General features: G+C 41.5%; 20 protein-coding genes. 9 read left to right on the top strand and 11 right to left on the bottom strand.

The genetic code is table 11. From position 1 onward, the window contains the following. Window positions 1-91 precede the first annotated feature (91 nt). Window positions 92-952, top strand: coding sequence for an OST-HTH/LOTUS domain-containing protein (locus BDD43_RS07105; protein WP_121197023.1), 861 nt, complete (start codon window positions 92-94; stop codon window positions 950-952). 118 nt (window positions 953-1070) lie between these two features. On the opposite strand, the gene BDD43_RS07100 is transcribed toward BDD43_RS07105, so the two are convergent. Both BDD43_RS07100 and pdhA read right to left on the bottom strand, forming a co-directional pair. After that, on the bottom strand, window positions 1071-2729 hold the full coding sequence (locus BDD43_RS07100; RefSeq protein ID WP_121197022.1) for a pyruvate dehydrogenase complex dihydrolipoamide acetyltransferase: 1659 nt from the start codon (window positions 2727-2729) through the stop codon (window positions 1071-1073). Window positions 2730-2776: 47 nt separating this feature from the next. Then, window positions 2777-3772: a pyruvate dehydrogenase (acetyl-transferring) E1 component subunit alpha gene (gene pdhA, locus BDD43_RS07095; protein ID WP_121197021.1), complete on the bottom strand. Its 996-nt coding sequence runs from the start codon at window positions 3770-3772 to the stop codon at window positions 2777-2779. A 237-nt stretch (window positions 3773-4009) separates the two neighbouring features. Between pdhA and BDD43_RS07090 the strand changes: the two genes are divergently transcribed. Together BDD43_RS07090 and BDD43_RS07085 are read left to right on the top strand one after the other, a co-directional pair. Next, entirely contained in the window at window positions 4010-4591 is a 582-nt protein-coding gene (locus tag BDD43_RS07090) for a C40 family peptidase (protein ID WP_121197020.1), read from the top strand. Between the two features lie 65 nt (window positions 4592-4656). Beyond that, window positions 4657-5763 carry a CapA family protein gene (locus BDD43_RS07085; RefSeq protein ID WP_121197019.1) on the top strand — a complete coding sequence of 369 codons (1107 nt, stop codon included), beginning with the start codon at window positions 4657-4659 and terminating at the stop codon, window positions 5761-5763. A gap of 58 nt (window positions 5764-5821) precedes the next feature. Here the strand turns inward: BDD43_RS07085 and BDD43_RS07080 are convergent, their stop codons facing one another. Further along, window positions 5822-6001 carry a hypothetical protein gene (locus BDD43_RS07080; protein ID WP_246001488.1) on the bottom strand — a complete coding sequence of 60 codons (180 nt, stop codon included), beginning with the start codon at window positions 5999-6001 and terminating at the stop codon, window positions 5822-5824. Window positions 6002-6090: 89 nt separating this feature from the next. Here BDD43_RS07080 and BDD43_RS07075 point away from each other — a divergent pair, with 89 nt between their 5' ends. Together BDD43_RS07075 and BDD43_RS07070 are read left to right on the top strand one after the other, a co-directional pair. Then, complete coding sequence (locus BDD43_RS07075) at window positions 6091-7035, top strand: SPFH domain-containing protein (RefSeq protein WP_121197017.1); 945 nt, start codon at window positions 6091-6093, stop codon at window positions 7033-7035. A 125-nt stretch (window positions 7036-7160) separates the two neighbouring features. Then, window positions 7161-7739, top strand: a complete 579-nt coding sequence (locus BDD43_RS07070; RefSeq protein ID WP_121197016.1) for a DUF922 domain-containing protein — start codon at window positions 7161-7163, stop codon at window positions 7737-7739. Here BDD43_RS07070 and BDD43_RS07065 read toward each other — a convergent pair. The 8 genes from BDD43_RS07065 to BDD43_RS07030 form a co-directional block, all read right to left on the bottom strand. Further along, window positions 7736-8311: a 5-formyltetrahydrofolate cyclo-ligase gene (locus BDD43_RS07065; RefSeq protein WP_246001486.1), complete on the bottom strand. Its 576-nt coding sequence runs from the start codon at window positions 8309-8311 to the stop codon at window positions 7736-7738. The two genes, BDD43_RS07070 and BDD43_RS07065, sit on opposite strands and share 4 nt — an antisense overlap. A gap of 65 nt (window positions 8312-8376) precedes the next feature. Then, window positions 8377-8940 (bottom strand): elongation factor P, encoded by a 564-nt coding sequence (efp, locus tag BDD43_RS07060; RefSeq protein ID WP_121197015.1) that lies wholly within the window; start codon window positions 8938-8940, stop codon window positions 8377-8379. 58 nt (window positions 8941-8998) lie between these two features. Then, window positions 8999-11842, bottom strand: coding sequence for a M16 family metallopeptidase (locus BDD43_RS07055; RefSeq protein ID WP_121197014.1), 2844 nt, complete (start codon window positions 11840-11842; stop codon window positions 8999-9001). Between the two features lie 66 nt (window positions 11843-11908). After that, complete coding sequence (locus BDD43_RS07050; RefSeq protein WP_162847205.1) at window positions 11909-12535, bottom strand: ABC transporter ATP-binding protein; 627 nt, start codon at window positions 12533-12535, stop codon at window positions 11909-11911. 95 nt (window positions 12536-12630) lie between these two features. Beyond that, window positions 12631-13413 (bottom strand): acyl-ACP--UDP-N-acetylglucosamine O-acyltransferase, encoded by a 783-nt coding sequence (gene lpxA, locus BDD43_RS07045; RefSeq protein ID WP_121197013.1) that lies wholly within the window; start codon window positions 13411-13413, stop codon window positions 12631-12633. Then, window positions 13410-14816, bottom strand: coding sequence for a bifunctional UDP-3-O-[3-hydroxymyristoyl] N-acetylglucosamine deacetylase/3-hydroxyacyl-ACP dehydratase (locus tag BDD43_RS07040; RefSeq protein ID WP_121197012.1), 1407 nt, complete (start codon window positions 14814-14816; stop codon window positions 13410-13412). The genes lpxA and BDD43_RS07040 overlap by 4 nt, the downstream gene beginning before the upstream one ends. Window positions 14817-14843: 27 nt before the next feature. Continuing rightward, entirely contained in the window at window positions 14844-15887 is a 1044-nt protein-coding gene (lpxD, locus tag BDD43_RS07035) for a UDP-3-O-(3-hydroxymyristoyl)glucosamine N-acyltransferase (protein WP_121197011.1), read from the bottom strand. A 60-nt stretch (window positions 15888-15947) separates the two neighbouring features. After that, window positions 15948-17174, bottom strand: a complete 1227-nt coding sequence (locus tag BDD43_RS07030) for an HD domain-containing protein (RefSeq protein ID WP_121197010.1) — start codon at window positions 17172-17174, stop codon at window positions 15948-15950. A 137-nt stretch (window positions 17175-17311) separates the two neighbouring features. On the opposite strand from BDD43_RS07030, the gene porX reads away from it, so the two are divergent. From porX to tsaE, 4 genes are read left to right on the top strand one after another with little or no spacing between them, the layout of a single operon-like run. Continuing rightward, window positions 17312-18865, top strand: coding sequence for a T9SS response regulator signal transducer PorX (gene porX, locus BDD43_RS07025; RefSeq protein WP_121197009.1), 1554 nt, complete (start codon window positions 17312-17314; stop codon window positions 18863-18865). A gap of 54 nt (window positions 18866-18919) precedes the next feature. After that, on the top strand, window positions 18920-19084 hold the full coding sequence (locus BDD43_RS29930; RefSeq protein ID WP_162846997.1) for a hypothetical protein: 165 nt from the start codon (window positions 18920-18922) through the stop codon (window positions 19082-19084). Next, a complete protein-coding gene (locus tag BDD43_RS07015) occupies window positions 19071-19454 on the top strand; it encodes a type II toxin-antitoxin system VapC family toxin (protein WP_121197007.1) in 384 nt (127 codons plus the stop codon). Before BDD43_RS29930 ends, BDD43_RS07015 begins: the two co-directional genes overlap by 14 nt. Continuing rightward, complete coding sequence (gene tsaE, locus BDD43_RS07010; RefSeq protein WP_121197006.1) at window positions 19451-19870, top strand: tRNA (adenosine(37)-N6)-threonylcarbamoyltransferase complex ATPase subunit type 1 TsaE; 420 nt, start codon at window positions 19451-19453, stop codon at window positions 19868-19870. Before BDD43_RS07015 ends, tsaE begins: the two co-directional genes overlap by 4 nt. Window positions 19871-19908: the final 38 nt, after the last annotated feature.

Here is a 19908-nt window from a genome sequence, read left to right as displayed (position 1 = left end):
CAAGAGAAAAACAATTATAATAATATCTAATAACAAATGAATGATACTATGTATATTGGTTGAATTATAACAAATTTCTAAACCTAAACTTATGGCGTTCGATGCAAAAATCTTTAGAGTATTAGTGGCTTCTCCTGGTGATGTTGGCAACGAAAGAGACGTTATCCCAGATGTCATAAATGATTGGAATGCAATAAACGCTATGATTAGTAAGGTTGTTTTGATGCCCATAAAATGGGAAACGCATTCAGCCCCACTTATGGGTGATAGGCCACAAGCTATTATAAATAAACAACTTGTTGAAGACTGCGATGTTTTAGTTGGCGTTTTTTGGACTCGAATAGGTACAAATACTGGCATTGCAGTTAGCGGAACAGTTGAAGAAATTGAACAGTTTTTGAAATTAAAGAAGCCTGTAATGTTATATTTTTCTCAATCACCCATTGAGCCGGACAAAATTGATATTACTCAATTTACTGTATTAAAAAATTTCAAAGAAAAAATGAGACTGGAAGGATTAACAGAGTCCTACAATGGTATACCTGATTTTAGACAAAAATTTACAAGGCAGTTCAGCATTAACATAAGCAACCTTATAAATAACGCACTTGAAAATAAGATTGAAGAAGCAAAACCTCAATCTCTACCGGCTAAAAATAAAAATTCAGAGGAAACTATAATTATTCCCGCCACAATAAATAGAATCGAAATAAGTAAAGAAATTTTGACTAACGAAAAGGTTGACGAATATTTACTTAAAGCGGTCCAAAGCTCAGCCAACCCAAATGGTTGGGCTCGAATTGCAGCTGTTGGATCCTATCTGCATACATATACGCCTGTTGATTATAGAGACTTTCATTTTCCTAAACTTCAGGCATTTTTAAAATCAAGAAAGTTATTTGAATTTAAAGACGAAAAAGGACATCCAATTCTAAGAGTTGTACCCAAATAGATTTTAGCCTAATTCAATTAGCCCATCCATAAGACCGCAAGCCCACCTTTAATCCATCCCCACAAAAAAGGCGACATCTTTCGATATCGCCTTTTCAAATATTAATTAAGCTTAACTTTTAAAACAACAACCTAACAGGTTCTTCTAAAAGTGCTTTTAGGGTTTGTAAAAATGCGGCGGCTGTAGCACCGTCAACTGTGCGGTGGTCGGCACTTAGGGTAACTTTCATAATGTTGCCTGGTACTACGGCACCGTTTTTAACAACCGGCACTGCCTGTATACCGCTAACAGCTAATATACACGAGTTTGGTGTGTTAATAATGGCGGTAAACTCGTCAACACCAAACATACCTAAGTTTGATATGGTGAAGGTTGAGCCTTCCATTTCGTTAGGCTGTAGTTTTTTGGCTTTGGCTTTTCCGGCAAAGTCTTTAACCTCGGCGCTAATGTGGCTTAACGATTTGCCATCGGCAAATTTAATAACCGGCACAAGCAAACCTTCGTCAACAGCAACGGCAACACCAATGTTCACATGCTCGTTATAACGAATTTTATCGCCCAACCATGCTGAGTTGATATTAGGATGCTGTTTTAAAGCAATAGCGGTAGCCTTTAAAACCAGATCGTTAAACGACACCTTAGTTGGGGCGTAGGCATTAATTTTGTTACGGGCCTCAATAGCCTGGTCCATATCTATCGACATGGTTACATAAAAATGCGGTGCAGTAAACAGGCTCTCGCTTAAACGGCGGCCAATTGCTTTACGCATTTGTGTAACAGGTTTCTCGGTAAATTTCTCAACACCCACAAACTCGGGTATTTTAACCGGTGCAGGTGCTGCTTTTGCGGCGGCAGGTGCAGCAGCTTCGGCAGCTACAGGGGCGCTTGCTGCTACAGGTTGTGCCGATGGTGTATAACCTTCAACATCCTTTTTAACAATACGGCCACCTTCGGCACTGCCTTTTATTTGGGTAAGGCTAATGCCCTTATCCTTAGCAATTTTACGCGCCAGTGGCGATGCTTTAATGCGGCTTTCGTCGGCAGTTTCGGCATCGGCTGTTGGAGCAGCGGCAGCTTCGGTTGCAGGTGCAGCTTCTTCGGCACTTGCAGCAGGTGCAGGCGCAGCATTACCAGCAGCTAATAACGGCGTAATGTCGGTACCTTCTTTACCAACAATGGCAATAATTTCGTTAACCTTGGCAGCCTGGCCTTCGGCAACGCCAATGTATAGTAGTGTGCCGGCTTCGTAGCCAACAACATCCATGGTAGCTTTATCAGTTTCAACATCGGCTAACGAGTCGTCGCTTTTAACTTTATCACCTACCTTAAAGTTCCATTTTTGAATAACACCTTCGGTCATGGTATCACTCATCAAAGGCATGCGGATAACCACAGCCGGTATTTTTGATAAGTCAACCGCCGGAGCTGCTTCTTTTTTAGCCTCCACTGGGGCGGCAGGTGCCTTATCGGCAGCCGGGGCAGTTTCGGCTTTGGGCGCGCTTGCGCCATCGGCAGCTAAGGCGGCTTTATAATCTTCGCCTTCTTTACCTAATACGGCAATAATGGTATCAACAGGTACAGCTTTACCTTCTTCAACACCCAGGTATAATAAAGTACCATCCTGAAACGATTCAAAATCCATAGTGGCTTTATCCGTTTCTATCTCGGCCAGCACATCTCCCGATTTTATTTTATCGCCAACTTTTTTATGCCATTTAGCTAATACCCCTTCGGTCATGGTATCGCTCATTTTAGGCATTTTAACTACTTCAGCCATATATTTATTTGATGAATAGTTTTATATTTTTATAAATGAACCTATAATTAGTCTCTGATGTATGGATAATCCTTTTGTACATACACATCGGTATATAACTCGGATGCCTCCGGCCAAGGCGATTCCTCAGAAAACTTAACTGATTCGTCAACTATAGCTTTAATTTTTTCGTCAATTTCTTCAAACCATTTATCGTCGGCATATTTTTCTGTTAAAATAGCTTGTTTAACGGTTTCAATAGGGTCTTTAGCTTTGTAGCTTTCAACCTCGTCTTTAGTGCGGTACTTTTGCGGATCGGACATGGAGTGCCCTTTGTAACGGTAGGTACGCATTTCTAAAAACGTTGGGCCATCACCTTTGCGTGCGCGCTCAACGGCTTCGTCCATAGCGTTGTGTACCGCAACCGGGTCCATACCGTCAACCGGCGACGATGGTATGCCGTAAGGTAAGCCTAATTTATAAATATCGGTTTGTATGGTTGTGCGCGATACCGAAGTACCCATAGCATAGCCATTGTTTTCGCAAATAAATATTACAGGCAGTTTCCACAGCGCAGCCATGTTAAAGGTTTCGGTTAATGCACCCTGGCGCACTGCACCATCGCCCATGTAGCAAAGGTTAACATTATCGCGCCCGCTGTATTTGTTGGCAAATGCAACACCGGCACCCATTGGTATCTGGCCGCCCACAATACCGTGGCCGCCATAAAAATGGTTTTCCTTATCAAACATGTGCATTGAGCCGCCTTTACCTTTTGAGCAGCCGGTGGCTTTTCCGTAAAGTTCGGCCATTACGGCGTTAGGGTGTGTGCCTTTGGCCAAAGCATGAGCATGATCGCGATAAGCTGTTATCATACTATCTTCGTGCTTAATAACCGACATGGCACCGGCTAACACCGCTTCCTGACCAATATACAGGTGGCAAAAGCCCCTTATTTTTTGCTGACCGTATAATTGACCTGCCTTTTCTTCAAACTTGCGCATTAAAAGCATTGATTCGTACCAATGCAGATAAGTGTCTTTGGTGATTGCGACTGAACTCATGTGTTAAAAAAGATCTTTAAAATTTTAAGATGCGCAAATCTAATTATATCCGCGTAAAAAGCGAAACCGCAGCCACTTTGTTTATCTTTTATTAGATTTTTTTTGGAAAAGAGATTTTTAAGACTATCTTCGACAACTGTTAACAAAAAAATTACCAAACGATGTCCGTTTGATAAGCAAAAATGTTATCAATTTTAATAATTGTTGCACTCCCCTAATACAACAAAGAGAGATTAAATGAAGAAACTGTCTATCGCACTTGCATTATTCATCAGCCTTTCAGTTGCTAATGTACAAGCTCAAACAAAATCTATACCAAACTCCGCTCCGGAAACCACTGAAGAACAGGATAAAAGCTTAGTTAAAGATTACCTTTCGCAAATAATGGGCGTAGCGCTGTCTACAACCTCAAATGTTAAACTTTTTCAATTTGTTTATGATTGGATAGGTACTCCTTACCGTTTTGGCGGATCGTCTAAAAAAGGCATCGATTGTTCAGCTTTTACTAAAGAGTTGTATAGTAAAGTGTTCAACCTCAATATCGAACGTAACTCGCGTGATATTTTTAGCATGGTTAGCCCTGTTAAAAAAGACGAACTTAAAGAAGGCGATTTAGTATTCTTTAAAATACATAGCCGCAGCATTTCGCATGTGGGCATTTACTTAGGCAATAACAAATTTGCACACGCTTCTTTAAAGGGTGTGTCTATCAATAACCTGGACGACGATTATTACAGCCGCTACTTTTATCGCGGTGGCCGTTTGTTAGACTCGTTTAAAAAAGAATTGGAAAAAGAATCTGCAACGGATTCAAAATAACTAACCAATAGTGAACCTAAATTGAAAAACCTTTCGCCCATCGGAAGGTTTTTTTTTGCCTAAAAATGAAGCGCCGCAAAATTCATATTACGCTTTTAGCACCATTGCTGTTATTTGCCTGTACCAATGAGCCCCATACCGCTGCTGTACATACCAAACCAATTGTTGTTGTAAAACCCGTTGCCCCCCAACCTACCATTGATACTACTATAGCTATTGCTGCCGTTGGCGATATGATGCTGGGCACTGCATACCCAACTGCCTATACCCTTCCGCCCGATAGTGGCAAAAGCAGCTTTAAAGCCGCCGAGAAATATATTAAAGATGCTGATGTAGCATTTGGCAACCTTGAAGGTGCTTTAGCAGATAGCGGCACGCCAATCGGAAAAAAGAAACTGAAACCCTATTCTTTCCGGATGCCGGTTAAGTATTGCAGCATTTTTAAGGCTGCCGGTTTTGATGTTTTAAGCGTAGCCAATAACCATATTGATGATTTTGGGGATAGTGGTCGCCAAAGCACCACCAATACTTTAGATAGTAATGGCATTTACTATGCGGGCTTGCAAACCCACCCATCAACCATATTTACTATAAAGGGCGTTAAATATGGCTTTTGTGCTTTTTCGCCAAACAGCCAGGTGGTATCTCTGCACGATTTTAAAAACGCTGCCGCTATTATACAAGGCTTAAAACAACAGGTTGATATTGTTATCGTATCTTTTCATGGCGGCGGCGAGGGAGCCGCCTTTGAACACGTACCCTTTAAAAAAGAAAGCTACATTGGCGAAAACCGCGGCGATGTACACGCCTTTGCCCATAACGCCATTGATGCAGGAGCCGATGTTATTTTTGGCAACGGCCCCCATGTTAGCCGCGCTATGGAACTTTATAAAAACCGGCTGATAGCTTACAGCCTTGGTAATTTTTGCACTTATAAAAGCGTAAGTGTTTCGGGCGTGTGTGGTTTGGCACCTTTATTAAAAGTTAAACTCAATAAAAAAGGCGAGTTTTTAAATGGGCAGATTATTGCATTTAAACAAACGCATGCAAACGGCCTTGAGCGCGATAGCCTTAACCGTGCCGTTACCCGTATAAAATATCTTACAGAAACCGATTTTCCGCAATCGGGCCTAAGCATTAGTGCCGATGGGGTAATTAATCGGGTTGATTAGCAGAGAGAGATTTGTCAACTTTTAAAAAGTTGACAAATCTTAATAGAGATGTTTTATGCTACGCTTCGTCTTTGGTAACACGCACAAGGCTTATCCCCGAAAAGAAAAACAAAAGGCCTATAATGGCAAAAACACTAATGCTTGTTGCCGCCGCCGAGTGGTTAATAATGGTTACACCGGCGTAAATTAAGCCAACAATGCCCAGTATAGTTAATATCGCTCCAAAAGTGCGTTTCATGTTCATAATGTGTATTTTAATTAATACCTATCAAAAAGCCAACCATTTATAAACGTTTACCTATATTCGTTAAACAAATAACCAAAACCATGATAGCAGTACCGTTAATTATCGCATTTATAGTTTTAGTATTACTCTTTTCGTCGTTTGTATCTGTACAGCAGGGCACCATTGCCGTGGTAACGGTATTTGGCAAGTATAGCCGCATTTTATCACCGGGTTTAAATTTTAAGCTCCCGCTGATAGAAATGATATCGTCGCGCATATCCATCCAAAACCGTTCGGTTGAGCTGGAGTTTCAAGCCGTAACGGTGGATCAGGCCAATGTTTACTTTAAAGCCATGTTGCTGTATTCGGTTTTAAACCAGGAAGAGGAAACTATTAAAAACGTAGCCTTTAAATTTGTTGATGAGCGTAACCTGATGCAGGCACTTGTGCGCACAGTTGAAGGCTCCATCCGCGCATTTGTGGCTACAAAACGCCAGGCCGATGTACTAATTTTAAGGCGCGACATTGTTGACCACGTAAAGGACCAGATAGACCAGATATTAGAAAGCTGGGGCTACCACCTGCAAGATTTGCAGTTGAACGATATTACCTTCGACGATGTAATTATGAAATCGATGAGCCAGGTTGTTGCATCAAACAACTTAAAGGCCGCCGCCGAAAACGAGGGCCAGGCTTTGCTCATCACCAAAACCAAGGCTGCCGAGGCCGAAGGTAACGCCATCAAAATATCTGCCGAAGCAGAACGCTCTGCCGCTCAATTACGCGGACAAGGTATAGCCCTCTTCCGCGAGGAAGTGGCCAAGGGCATGAGCGTTGCCGCGAAAGAAATGAAGGAGGCTGATATGGATACGTCGGTAATTTTATTTACCATGTGGACCGAAGCTATTAAACACTTTTCGGAAAACTCTAAAGGCAACGTTATCTTCCTCGATGGCTCTGGCGAAAACATGCAGCGCACCATGAAAGAGATGATGGCCCTAAACGTATTAAGCCAAAACAACCCAATTGGCCCAAAAGGCAATTAAAAACATATAGTCATAAAAAAACCGGAACCAATTTGATTCCGGTTTTTTTTATGACTGGTTAGTGACAGCCCTTTGAATAAACCATCACATAATTAATTGGTCTATTTGTAGTTATCGGTAATAAAATGAAGAAAAGGCTTGTTGGATTAGTTGTTACGATAGTTTCTTTTTCACCTGGTTTGCTTTCGGCGCAAACCTACCACCGGCTTACCCAGGCAGATTTTGCCGCAATCCCGGTTGCCGACAACGCTTTTGCCGCCTATACCAATTGCTATGTAAGTTACTCTTATAATCCTGTAAGGCATAATGGCAATTATATTATTGATTTTAATGTACGGGTGCAGGTTAACGCAGCAAAATCGTGGATAAGGTTTGATTTGATGAAAAACCGCGAAATGCTATCAAGCGTTTTACGGCACGAGCAGGGCCATTACAACATTGCCTACCTTATGCGTAACGAGTTGTACGCGGCTTTTACCCGCAGGCATTATACATCAAACTATCAGGCCGAAATTGTAGCCGTTTTTAAGGATATTGAAAGTAAATATCACAAAATTAACGACGACTATGAATATCAAACCCAACACATGAGCAATGTTAACAACCAGCAACAGTGGGATGCCTGGTTTAGCAAACAGTTAGATAATGCCGAATTAGCAGGTAACGCCGTTAATAATGGCGGCAAAGCATATTACCGCTACTAGCTAAACGCCCACAGGGTTTGCGTAGTAAGGCATTTATGCAGGCGCACATCGTATTCATTACTATCTTCTATCGTATCCACAGGTTCAAAAAACGATAGGCCAATAAATTGGGTGCCGGGTTTGCACTGGGCCATAAACCTATCATAAAAACCCTTTCCGTAACCTACGCGGTAGCCTTGCTTATCAAAAGCTAAAAGGGGCACAATCACCATATCTATTTCGGTTACATCAATTATAGTCCCTGCAATTGGCTCGGGGATACCAAAATCATTACTATCTATTTCAAGGTGCTCATCATCCAAAAAATGCTGCATGCTGGTTGTAGCAAAGTCAGATTTAGAAAAGGCTAACCTAATGGCAGGGTAATTTTGCTTCAACCAACTTATTATCAAAAAAGTATCAGGTTCCCTCCGTTCAAGCATCGGCAAAAATAAGTGGATGCATTTAATACCCTCCAGATCAATCTTTTCGAAATGGCCAAGCAATTTATCATTCCCCGATTGATATTCTTCCGGCGAAAGTTCCATTCGCTTACTTAGGTACAGTTTACGTAGTTGTTGTTTGCTATTCAATTTTTTAGTTTTGGTTGGCAACAAAAAAGCCCCTTTCGGGGCTTTCCATATTTAAATTATATTAATTATCCTTTAACACGCTCAACGTAGCTGCCGGTTGCGGTATCAACCTTTACCTTATCGCCAATGTTTACAAACAGGGGTACCTTAATTTCGGCACCTGTTTCAACGGTAGCACTTTTTAAAGCTCCGCTTGATGTATCACCCTTAACGGCAGGTTCGGTATAAGTAATTTCCAGCTCGGCCGAGTTGGGCATTTGGCCCATAATAGGCTCTTCGCTTTCAAAGGCCACTATTACGTTGGTGCCCTCTTTTAAAAATTTCACTGCCGGGCCAAATAAGCCTTTTGGTACGTTAAATTGGTCGTAAGTGGTGTTGTCCATTACCACCAAAGCATCGCCGTCCATATATAAAAACTGGTAGTCGTTTGTTTCAACGCGGGCAATTTCAACATCTTCATCCGTGCGGAAACGGTATTCAACCAGTTTACCGCTCTTAATGTTACGCATACGCGCCTGGTAAAAGGCACGCAGGTTGCCAGGTGTGCGGTGTATAAACTCTTCCACCTGTATCAGTTCGCCATTAAAGCGAAGTATACTTCCATTTTTTATTTCCGAAGCTTTAGACATAAAAATCCTTAAAAATTAAACCGCAAACTTAGCCACTTGAGTTGAAAATTACAAGTAACTATTTATTGGCCAAAGGCTCCCCATCGGCATTTAATTCAACAATATCATATCCCAGTTTTTGCAGGCCAGGCAAAATCCTGTCTTTATCGCCAACTACCAATATAATCATCTTATTCAAATCCAAATACTTGGCCGCCAAAGCATCAACTTCTGCTTTGGTTATACCTTGTAATACTTTGTTTTGCTCGTCGGCAAAAGTTGGCTTCAAATTATATTCCTGTATCCGGCTTAAAAAGGCAGCTTTTTGCGCATTTGTTTCGTATTTACGGGCGTCGCTTTGACTAATAGAGGCTTTGGTAAAAACCAGCTCGGCAGGTGTGATGCCTTTTTGCTGATAATTTTTAATCTCCTTGATAAACTCCACAACCGAACTATCGGTAGCACCAGCTTTAACGCCAGCCGCAGCCACAAACGATCCATCGTATTTATCGCCTGTAAAGCGCGAACTTGCACCATACGTCCAACCCTTATCTTCGCGAAGGTTTAAATTAATACGGCTGTTAAAACCACCGCCAAGGGCAAAGTCCATAATTCCGGCACGGTAAAATTCGCCAAGGGCATCATACGTCAGGTTGGTTTGGTAACCAATCCTTATTTCCGACTGGGCAGCCTTTGGCACATTAACCAGATATAGTTTAGTTTGGCTAAAAGTATTACCGGCAGCCGGTGCCGGTATATCAACCGTTTTTGTTTTCCAGCCATTTAAAAAGGCAAGTTTAGCACGGGCCTCTGCCTCGGTAATATCGCCAACCACTACCACCTCGCTAACAGATGGCGAAAAGTTGTTATCATAAAATGCCTGCACATCGGCCAGGGTAATATTGGCTACAGTTTCGGGTGTGCCCGATACTGCGTAGGTGCTTATGTTTTTAGTACCTTTTAACAACTTGTCGTAAACACTGCTGGCCACAAAAGCCGGTTGGGTTTTAGCATTTTTTAAACCCTGTATGGCTTGTTTTTTAATACGGTCGAGCGCATCTTGTGTAAATTTAGGATGCAATAAGCGCTCTTCTAAAAGTGCCATTGTTGGTGCAAGGTTTTTCTTTAACGCGGCTACGCGGAAACCCATTTCGTAATCATCTGCTGTAGCAACAATCGAACTTCCTAATTTTTGCAGTTCGGAGCTTAGTGCCTCGGCGGTATATTTTTCGGTAGCATCATTAAGCATACTTGCTGTAATTGATGGTAAACCAGCCTTCGCCGCATCTTTAGCCATTAACAAACCGCCACCTTTAATTGATAACGAAACCGATACCGTTGGTATTTCGTTATTAAAGGTGCCAATCATATCAATGCCATTGGTGGTTTTAGCCGTCCAGAAAGCCGGAGCCTTAATAACAACTGCCGGACCAGCAGGCGGTGTTTTACTACGATCGAAATTATCAACAGCCTTATTGTATTTTAAGCTGGCGTAACCGTAATCCGGCGCTTTGTAGCCCGATTTATCAATGGTGTAATTATCAGCAGCAAGGCGCATATCTTCTTTCCCCTTGGGCAATACACTTAAAATAACTGCTGGCTTACCTTTTACATATTGGTTATAAACGCGCATCACATCTTCTTTGGTAACGGCGTCAATTTCTTTCAGTTCGTTTTGTATCTGGTTGGGGTTGCCGGTTAGGGTTTGAGCTAAGGCCAGCTCAGATGCCTTGCCCGATACACTTGCCAGCCCGTTAATATATTGAGCTTCGGAACTACCTTTAATGCGTTTTAAATCCTCGTCGGATACGCCGCGGGCCTCAAAATCTTTAAACGATTGCTCTACTCCTGCTTTCATCTCTGCAAGGGTTTGCCCCGGATAAGGCACAACAGTAAGGCTTATCTCGCCCGATAGCTCGGAGTTGCGCGAGTTCATAGTAGCCTGTACTGCCTTACGCGTTTTTACCAGGTTTTGATACAATATGGAGTTGTTACCCCTGCCAATAATGGCCGCCAGGGCATCCAATGCCGCTTCGTCTTTATTATAAGCCTCAACACCGGGGTAAGTAATGCTTAATAACGGTAATTGCGCATAGTTATCGGTGTACGATACATACCTATCGGCAGTTAATACAGGCGGAGGCAAATGCATTTTTGCTGCCACGGGGCCGCGCGGTATAGGGCCAAAATATTTTTCAACCCAGGCAATGGTTTGTTTGGCGTTAATATCGCCTGCAATGGTTAGCGTGGCGTTATTGGGGTTATACCAGCGTAAAAAAAAGTTTTTTAAATCGTTAACGCCCACTTTATTTAACTCTTCAATATAACCAATGGTTAACCACGAGTACGGGTGCCCGTATGGGTAAAGGTTTTTTGATACATATTCGCTCATTAAACCGTATGGGCGGTTATCGTAATTTTGACCGCGCTCGTTTTTAACGGTTGCTCTTTGTATCTCAAATTTTTCTTGCGTAACGGCGTTCAATAAAAACCCCATCCTGTCAGATTCCAGCCAAAGCATTTTTTCTAACTGGTTGCTTGGCACGGTTTCAAAATAATTGGTACGGTCAAGGTTGGTTGAGCCATTTAGGGTTCCGCCAGCCTCGGTTATCAGCTTAAAGTGCTGCTTATCCTTTACGTGATCGGATCCCTCAAACATCATATGCTCAAAAAAGTGAGCAAAGCCCGATTTACCTATCTCTTCGCGTGCCGAACCAACGTGGTAAGTTATATCCACATGCGCTACCGGGTCCGAGTGGTCTTCGTGCAATATCAGCGTTAAGCCGTTGGGCAAAACATATTTTTCGTATGGTATTACAATTTCGTTGCCCTTGCGCGTTACTTTTTCAACAAGCTTGGCTTGCCCCAAAGTGCCCAAAGCTATAGCCGATATGCAGGTGCTTAGTAAGAGTTTTTTTATCATTATAATGCTTTTTTTATTAGAAGCTTAAAACTAATAAAATAAAATGTAGGCACGAAAAAACGGAACTCAACTTTGCTTTTTATAATTGCTGATGTTGAGGGTTTGGCTGCAAAAGCCGTATTCGTGCGGTTGGTTGGAGCAAATAATGGTTAGGCGGTTAGTGGCAAACTTTTCGGCAAGTTGCAGGTACCACTCTACGCCCTGGGCATCAAGGTTTGACGTAGGCTCATCAAGCATTAACATTTCGGTATCGGCACAAAAGGCAAGGGCAAGTTTGGTACGCTGTTTCATGCCCGACGAAAAATAGCGGAGCAATTTGTTTTTACTGGTTTGTAAACCCAGCAAGTTAACAATAGCAGCCTTATTTAAACCGTCCCGGTATTTTTTGAATTGGAAATGAAAATCAATCATTTCGTCCAGCGTAAATTCTTCAATTAATTCCTGGTAGGGGGCAGCAAAACTCAGGTGCTTGTAAACCGCTTCTATCTCAACGGGTTTATCGCCAACTAAAAAATCTATTGTTCCTGCCGACGGGGTTAAGCTGCCGGTGAGTATTTGCAGCAAAGTAGATTTACCCGAACCGTTTGGCCCCAAAATGGCATAAGCCAGGTTGTTACCAAAACTATAATTTACATCCCTGAATATCCAATCGCGGTTAAAGCGGCGGCCTATGTTTTGGAGGGAAATGGATATTGAGTTCATGGTTGATGGTTCATAGATCATGGTGAACTTTTACAATGATTTATAGAATCAGGCTATGAACTATTATCTATGAACCATGAACTAATTTACTGATTACCAAAACCCTTCATGATACCGCGGTTTGAGTTGCGGATAAAATCCAAAATCTCGTCGCGTATTTCGGTAGGTTGGCTTTCGGCTTCTATGATATCAAGCGCTTTGGTAAAATTGTGTTTTTTGATGAAGATGGTACGGTAAATATCCTGTATCTCGTTTATTTGTTGTGATGAGTACCCTCTGCGGCGCAAACCTACCGAGTTAATACCCACATATGATAGTGGCTCGCGGGCGGCCTTTACATATGGCGGCACATCTTTACGCACTAACGAACCACCGGTTACAAACGCATGCGAACCTACGTGGCAAAACTGGTGTATGGCAACCATACCCGCCAGTACCACATAATCGTCAATAGTAACGTGGCCGGCCAGTGTGGTGTTGTTGCTAAAAATGCAATTATTACCAACAATACAATCGTGCCCAATGTGGCAATAAGCCATAATGAGGCAGTTGTTGCCAATTACGGTTTTCCAACGGTCTTTTGTTCCGCGGTTAATGGTTACGCATTCGCGGATGGTTGTATTATCGCCAATTTCAACGGTAGTTTCTTCACCTGCAAATTTCAAATCCTGCGGAATGCCCGATATTACTGCTCCCGGAAAAATACGGCAGTTTTTACCAATGCGTGCGCCGTTCATAATAGATACGTTGGGCCCTATCCAGGTGCCTTCGCCAATTACAACGTCTTTATCAATAGTTACAAAAGGTTCAATAACCACATTGCCGGCTATTTTTGCTTGTGGGTGTATATACGCCAGTGGTTGGATCATGCCTCTAAACCTTTAACTTTTACAATTTGCGCCATTAATTCGGCTTCAACAACAATACGCTCGCCTACCATTCCAATACCTTTCATCTGCGCAATACCACGCCGAATTGGTTGAAGTAAATTGCAATAAAATATCAGGGTATCGCCCGGTACTACTTTGCTTTTAAAACGAGCATTCTCTATCTTTAAGAACAAGGTAAGATAATTTTCCGGATCGGGCACCGTATTGAGTACTAAAATACCGCCGGTTTGCACCATAGCCTCAATTTGCAAAACACCCGGAAATATTGGCGAACCCGGAAAGTGCCCCATAAACAAATCTTCGTTCATGGTAACATTCTTTAAACCAACAACATGCGTTTTTGAAAGCTCCAGTATTTTATCAACCATTAAAAACGGCCAGCGGTGTGGCAGCATATTCATTATCTGCACGGTATCGTAAACCGGCTTGGCGTTGGGGTCGTAAACTTTAAAGTGTTTGCGGCTGCGTTCCTTTTTAATAATGGCTTTTATTTTTTTAGCAAAGGCAACATTGGCAGCGTGGCCAGGCCTTGCAGCCATAATATGGCCCTTAATTGGCACACCAACCAGTGCTAAATCGCCTATCATATCTAAAAGCTTATGGCGGGCAGGCTCGTTTTGGTGGCGTAGTTCAATATTATTTAATATACCTTGCGGGGCAACGTCAATATCTTCGCGGTTAAACAATTTAGCCAGGTGGTCTAATTCGCCGGGGCTAACATGCTTGTCAACCACAACTATGGCATTGTTAAGGTCGCCGCCTTTAATCAGGTCGTGCTTTAACAGCATTTCCAGTTCGTGCAAAAAGCAAAAAGTACGGCTCGATGCTATTTCTTTTTTAAACTCGGCAATGGTTGATATACTGGCATGCTGGCTGCCCAACACCGGCGAGTTATAATCAACCATGCAAGTGAAGCGGTAATCGTCAAGCGGCATGGCCACCATTTCCACCTTACGGTCTGGTTCCGAGTAATGTATGTTATCTGTAATATGGTAATACTCCCGGTCGGCGTCCTGCTCCATAAAGCCCGACTCCAGTATGGCATTAACAAACAAAATTGAACTGCCGTCCATTATCGGCGTTTCGGGCCCGTCAAGGTCAATCAAAACATTGTCTATCTCTAAACCAACAAGCGCAGCCAGCACATGTTCTATCGTGCTTACGCTGGCGCCATTTTGAGTAATTGTTGTTCCGCGCGATGTATCGGTAACATTATCAACATCGGCTTCAATTATCGGCGAACCTTCCAGATCAACCCTTCTAAATTTATAACCATGGTTTTCGGCGGCTGGCCTAAAAGTCATTGTAACTCTTTCGCCGGTGTGTAAGCCCGTGCCCGATACCGAAACCTCGGTCATTATAGTTCTTTGTTTCGCATTCATACTATCTGTAATTGCAAGCAGCTTAATTTATTTAGATTCAGTGCGTAATTCAGCAATTATTTTTTCTAATTCAATAATTCTTTTTTCTAAGTCGGGCAGACGCGTTAACACCACCTGCGACCGCATATGATCTGTATAAGCAGATGCCGGAGCACCGGCCCATTTTTTTCCTGCAATATCAATTGAGCGGCTTATGCCCGATTTTGCCTGTATTTGTGTACCCTTAGCTATGCTGATGTGCCCCACAATACCTACCTGGCCGCCAATAATGCAATTTTCGCCAATTTTTGAACTGCCCGAAATCCCGCTTTGCGCCGCAACCACGGTATCGGCACCTATTTCAACATTATGTGCTATTTGTATCAGGTTATCCAACTTTACACCTCTGCGAATGATGGTTGAGCCCAGCGTAGCCCTGTCGATAGTGGTGTTTGAGCCAACTTCTACGTCGTCTTCCAGTATTACGTTACCTATCTGGCTTATTTTGGTGTAGCTACCGTTGGCATTAGGTGCAAAGCCAAAACCATCGCCACCAATAATTGTACCCGAGTGTATAATTACGCGGTTGCCAATAAGGCAGTCGAAATAAATTTTTACACCTGCATACAACGTAACATTATCGCCAATAACAACCCCATCCGCAATATAGGTATTAGGGAATATTTTACAATTATCACCAATTTTAACATCGGGGCCTATATAGGCAAATGCTCCAATATACGCGTTTTCACCAATTTTTGCTGATGGATGTATAAAGCTTGGCTGCTCAATACCGGTTTTATTTAATTTAATGGTATTGTATTTTTCTAGCAAAATGGTAAAGGCACTGTAAGCATTCTCAACCCTTACCAGGGTTGCTTTTACTTCTTCGCTCAGCACCAAATCGTTATTAACAATAACTACCGATGCATTGGTGGTATATAAATACTGCTCGTATTTAGGGTTCGCCAAAAAAGACAGGGAACCGTAACCTGCATCCTCTATCTTGGCCAGTTGATTAACCGACACATTGGGGTCACCCTCTACGGTGCCATTAAGCATAAAACTTATTTGCTGTGCGGTAAATTGCATCGGACAAATTTAAACGTTAAAATTAAAGCAACAAATTATTATCAAATGGTCTATTACGTTTTATAATAAGCCTTTGATACAACATAATACATATTTTTTTACGGTTTTGGCCAATGCTTCTAAATTAGAATTATCACTGGCCGTTGTAATATCCTGCACGCTACCATCTTTCATCAATATACGTATATTACCATCACCTATTTTATAAGCCTTATTTGTTATACTATCTGTAAAAACAAAATACGAGGCTTCATCCTCGGTTATGCCATACTTTTCGATAGCGTTTGCAACCAACTCATTTATTACGCTTACAGTTGGCGGTACGCTGCTTATCTCAACATGATATAAATTTCGTGTGATAAGGTTTTTGCAAAGCATTGATAATATAAAGTCATCATGCGTTGCCCATACCTTAATGGCCGACATAATATCGGTATCATCAAGGCTTGCAAAGGTATCTAAATCATTGTTACTATTTACAAAAGCGTTGATAGTAATATTGTTTGTTAAAAAATATTTGAGCGCGGGGGTTGCAAACAGGTTTTCGCCCTCTAATGATAGCTCGCGGCTACGTTCCAGTATTTTGCCCAGCATCAGCTCGGCGGCTATAACGGTTTTATGCAAATAAACCTGCCAGTACATTAAACGCCTGGCAACCAAAAACTTCTCGATAGAATAGATACCTTTTTCTTCAACAACCACATGGTCGTCTCTAACGTCAAGCATTTTAATTATCCTGTCAAAACTAATCACCCCTTCGGAGACGCCGGTAAAAAAGCTATCCCTTGTCAGGTAGTCCATCCTATCCATATCCAGTTGGCTTGAAACTAACTGGTGCAAAAATTTTTTATGATAGGTGCCATTAAAAACATCAATTGCCATGTTAAGCCGGCCATCAAACAATTCGTTTAGCCTGTCCATCAAAACCGACGATATGTCTTCGTGCGATATACCCTCAACAATGGTTTGTTCCAGCGCGTGCGAAAAAGGGCCGTGGCCAATATCGTGCAGTAAAATAGCAATGGTAACAGCTTCCTCTTCTTGGGGCGTTATATCTTGCCCCTTATTGCAAAGGGTTTCTATAGTTAAGCTCATGAGGTGCATGGCACCTAAAGCATGGTGAAAACGCGTATGCAGCGCACCGGGGTAAACCAAGTGCGTCATTCCCAATTGTTTGATGTAGCGCAACCGCTGAAAGTACGGATGCTCTATCAAATCAAATATCAGTTCGGACGGAATATTGATAAATCCGTATACCGGATCGTTTATAATTTTCTTTTTATTCAACGTTTGTTATATGGTACAAAAATGTTAAATTATGGTTAAATGCGGCATTTTATTTTAGTTAATTTTTGTTAATACTAGGTATATGTGAGCAACAAAAGCTATGTTTATGGGTTAATACTCAATATACAAAATTTACCATGCAAGATACCACCATTTTATGGGCCGACGACGAAATTGATCTGCTAAAACCACATATTCTTTTTTTAACCGAAAAAGGTTACAAAGTAACAACAGTAACCAACGGTAATGATGCTGTTGACATGTTTAAGAGCCAATATTTCGATCTGGTTTTTTTAGATGAGAATATGCCCGGCTTAACCGGATTAGAAACCCTGGCCAAAATAAAAAATATAAATGTAGAGGTTCCTATTGTTCTGATCACTAAAAACGAGGAAGAATATTTAATGGAAGATGCCATTGGCTCAAAAATAGACGATTACCTTATTAAGCCTGTTAACCCGCGGCAAATATTGCTTACCATTAAAAAGTTTACCGAGAACAAGCGCCTTGTTACCGAAAAAACCACAATGGCCTATCAGCAAGATTTTAGGCAACTCGGCATGACCTTAAATGACAATTTAAGCCACCAGGAATGGGTTGATGTTTATAAAAAATTAATTTACTGGGAGCTTGAACTGGGGCAATTGCAAGATGCCGGAATGCACGAGATATTAACGCTGCAAAAAGCCGAAGCCAACGTGCAGTTTTCAAAATTTGTTGAAAAAAACTACATCGATTGGATTAAAAACCCGGATACTGCGCCAATTATTTCTCCGCAATTGTTTAAAAAGAAGGTGTACCCGCAACTGGAAAGCAATGTGCCCGTATTTTTTATCCTGATAGATAATTTACGGTACGACCAATACCGCATGATACACCCTATTATAGCCGAATATTTTAGGTTAGAAGAAGAAGACACCTATTTTAGTATACTGCCTACAGCTACGCAATACGCCCGTAACGCCATATTTTCGGGCTTAATGCCTTTAGACATGGAAAAACGCTATCCCCAAATGTGGCAAAACGACGAGGACGAAGGCGGAAAAAACTTATTTGAGGCCGATTTTGTTGGCGACCAGATTAAACGTGTGCTTCGTAAAGAATGCAAATATTCGTATACCAAAATATTAAACATTGATGAGGGCCGCGCGCTTAACGAGAGTGTGAGCAACCTGATGAAGAACGATTTGAACGTAGTAGTTTACAACTTTGTTGATATGCTATCGCACGCCCGTACCGATATGCAAATGATACGCGAATTGGCCAGCGACGATGCAGCTTACCGCTCTTTAACCATATCGTGGTTTGAGCATTCGCCCTTGTACGAGCTTTTAAAGTTTTTATCCCAAAAACAGGTAAAAGTTATCATCACTACCGACCATGGCACCATAAGGGTTAAAAACCCAAGCAAAATTATTGGCGACCGTAACACCAACACCAACCTGCGTTACAAACAGGGCAAAAACTTAAATTTTAACCCTAAAGAGGTTTTCCATATCCGCAACCCGCACGATGCGATGTTGCCTAAACTACACGTTAGCTCAAGTTTTGTATTTGCCAAGGTTGATAACTACTTTGTTTACCCAAACAACTACAACCACTTTGTTAACTTTTATAACGAAACCTTTCAGCACGGCGGCATATCGTTAGAGGAGATGATTATCCCTATTGCAACCTACGGGCCTAAGTAAAACATCAATAAAAATCCCGTTTTATGAATGGGATTTTTTTATTTAAATTTGGTTATGGTATTAGTATTGAATAAAGACACCGATATACAAAGCCTGAAAAAAATACTGGCCGAACGTAAACCTAAAAAAAAGTTTGATGCAAAGAAATTTTCCGGCGCGTTAAAAACAGATGAGGATGGATTAAAAGTTCAGCAGCAACTTCGCGATGAATGGAGATGAAACATTTTTAGATACAAATACCTGTATCTATTTTCTTAACGGTGACCCGGTATTAGCCAATTTTTTACAAGACCGGCAAATTTACATCTCAATTATAACAGAAATAGAATTGTTTGCTTTTCATGGCAACACCCCATCGGCAATTGAAATTTTAAATGATTTTATTGATTCGGTTACAGTATTAGATATAAATAAGGAAATAAAAGCCTTCACTATAGAATTGAGAAAAACATACAAGTTAAAGATACCCGATGCAATAATTGCGGCATCTGCTTTGGCCTTTTCTTTACCAATTATTACCGCCGATAAAGGATTTAAAAAAATTGCTGGTTTAGATTTGGTTTTATACGAAATAAAATCTGAGCAATGATTATCGAAGTTAACTCCATTGACTATTTACCACAAGCCGCCGCTAAAATCATCTCGCAGGCTGCTAACTCCAAAATTTTTTTGTTTAACGGCGAGATGGGTGCCGGTAAAACCACCCTTATTAAAGCATTATGCAAAGTTTTGGGTGTTAATGATAATGTAACCAGCCCTACATTTTCTATCGTAAACGAATACAAAATACCGGCCGGCAAAATTTATCATTTTGATTTTTACCGTTTAAAAAATCAAACCGAAGCACTTGATATGGGTTGCGAAGAATACTTTTACTCGGGCGATTATTGCTTTATAGAATGGCCCGCTATGATACCCGATCTTATTCCGGATAAATATATTGATATTAATATTAAAGTATTGCCAGATGATACAAGGGAAATATACCTCAACACAAGCCTTTAATATATTTATCTTTTTGCGTACCTTCATCAACCGGATAT

The organism is Mucilaginibacter gracilis (assembly GCF_003633615.1).
In the GTDB taxonomy this organism is placed as follows: Bacteria; Bacteroidota; Bacteroidia; order Sphingobacteriales; family Sphingobacteriaceae; genus Mucilaginibacter; species Mucilaginibacter gracilis.
The sequence above is the reverse complement of the archived record's forward strand: the minus strand, read 5'-3'. Positions and strand labels throughout refer to the sequence as shown.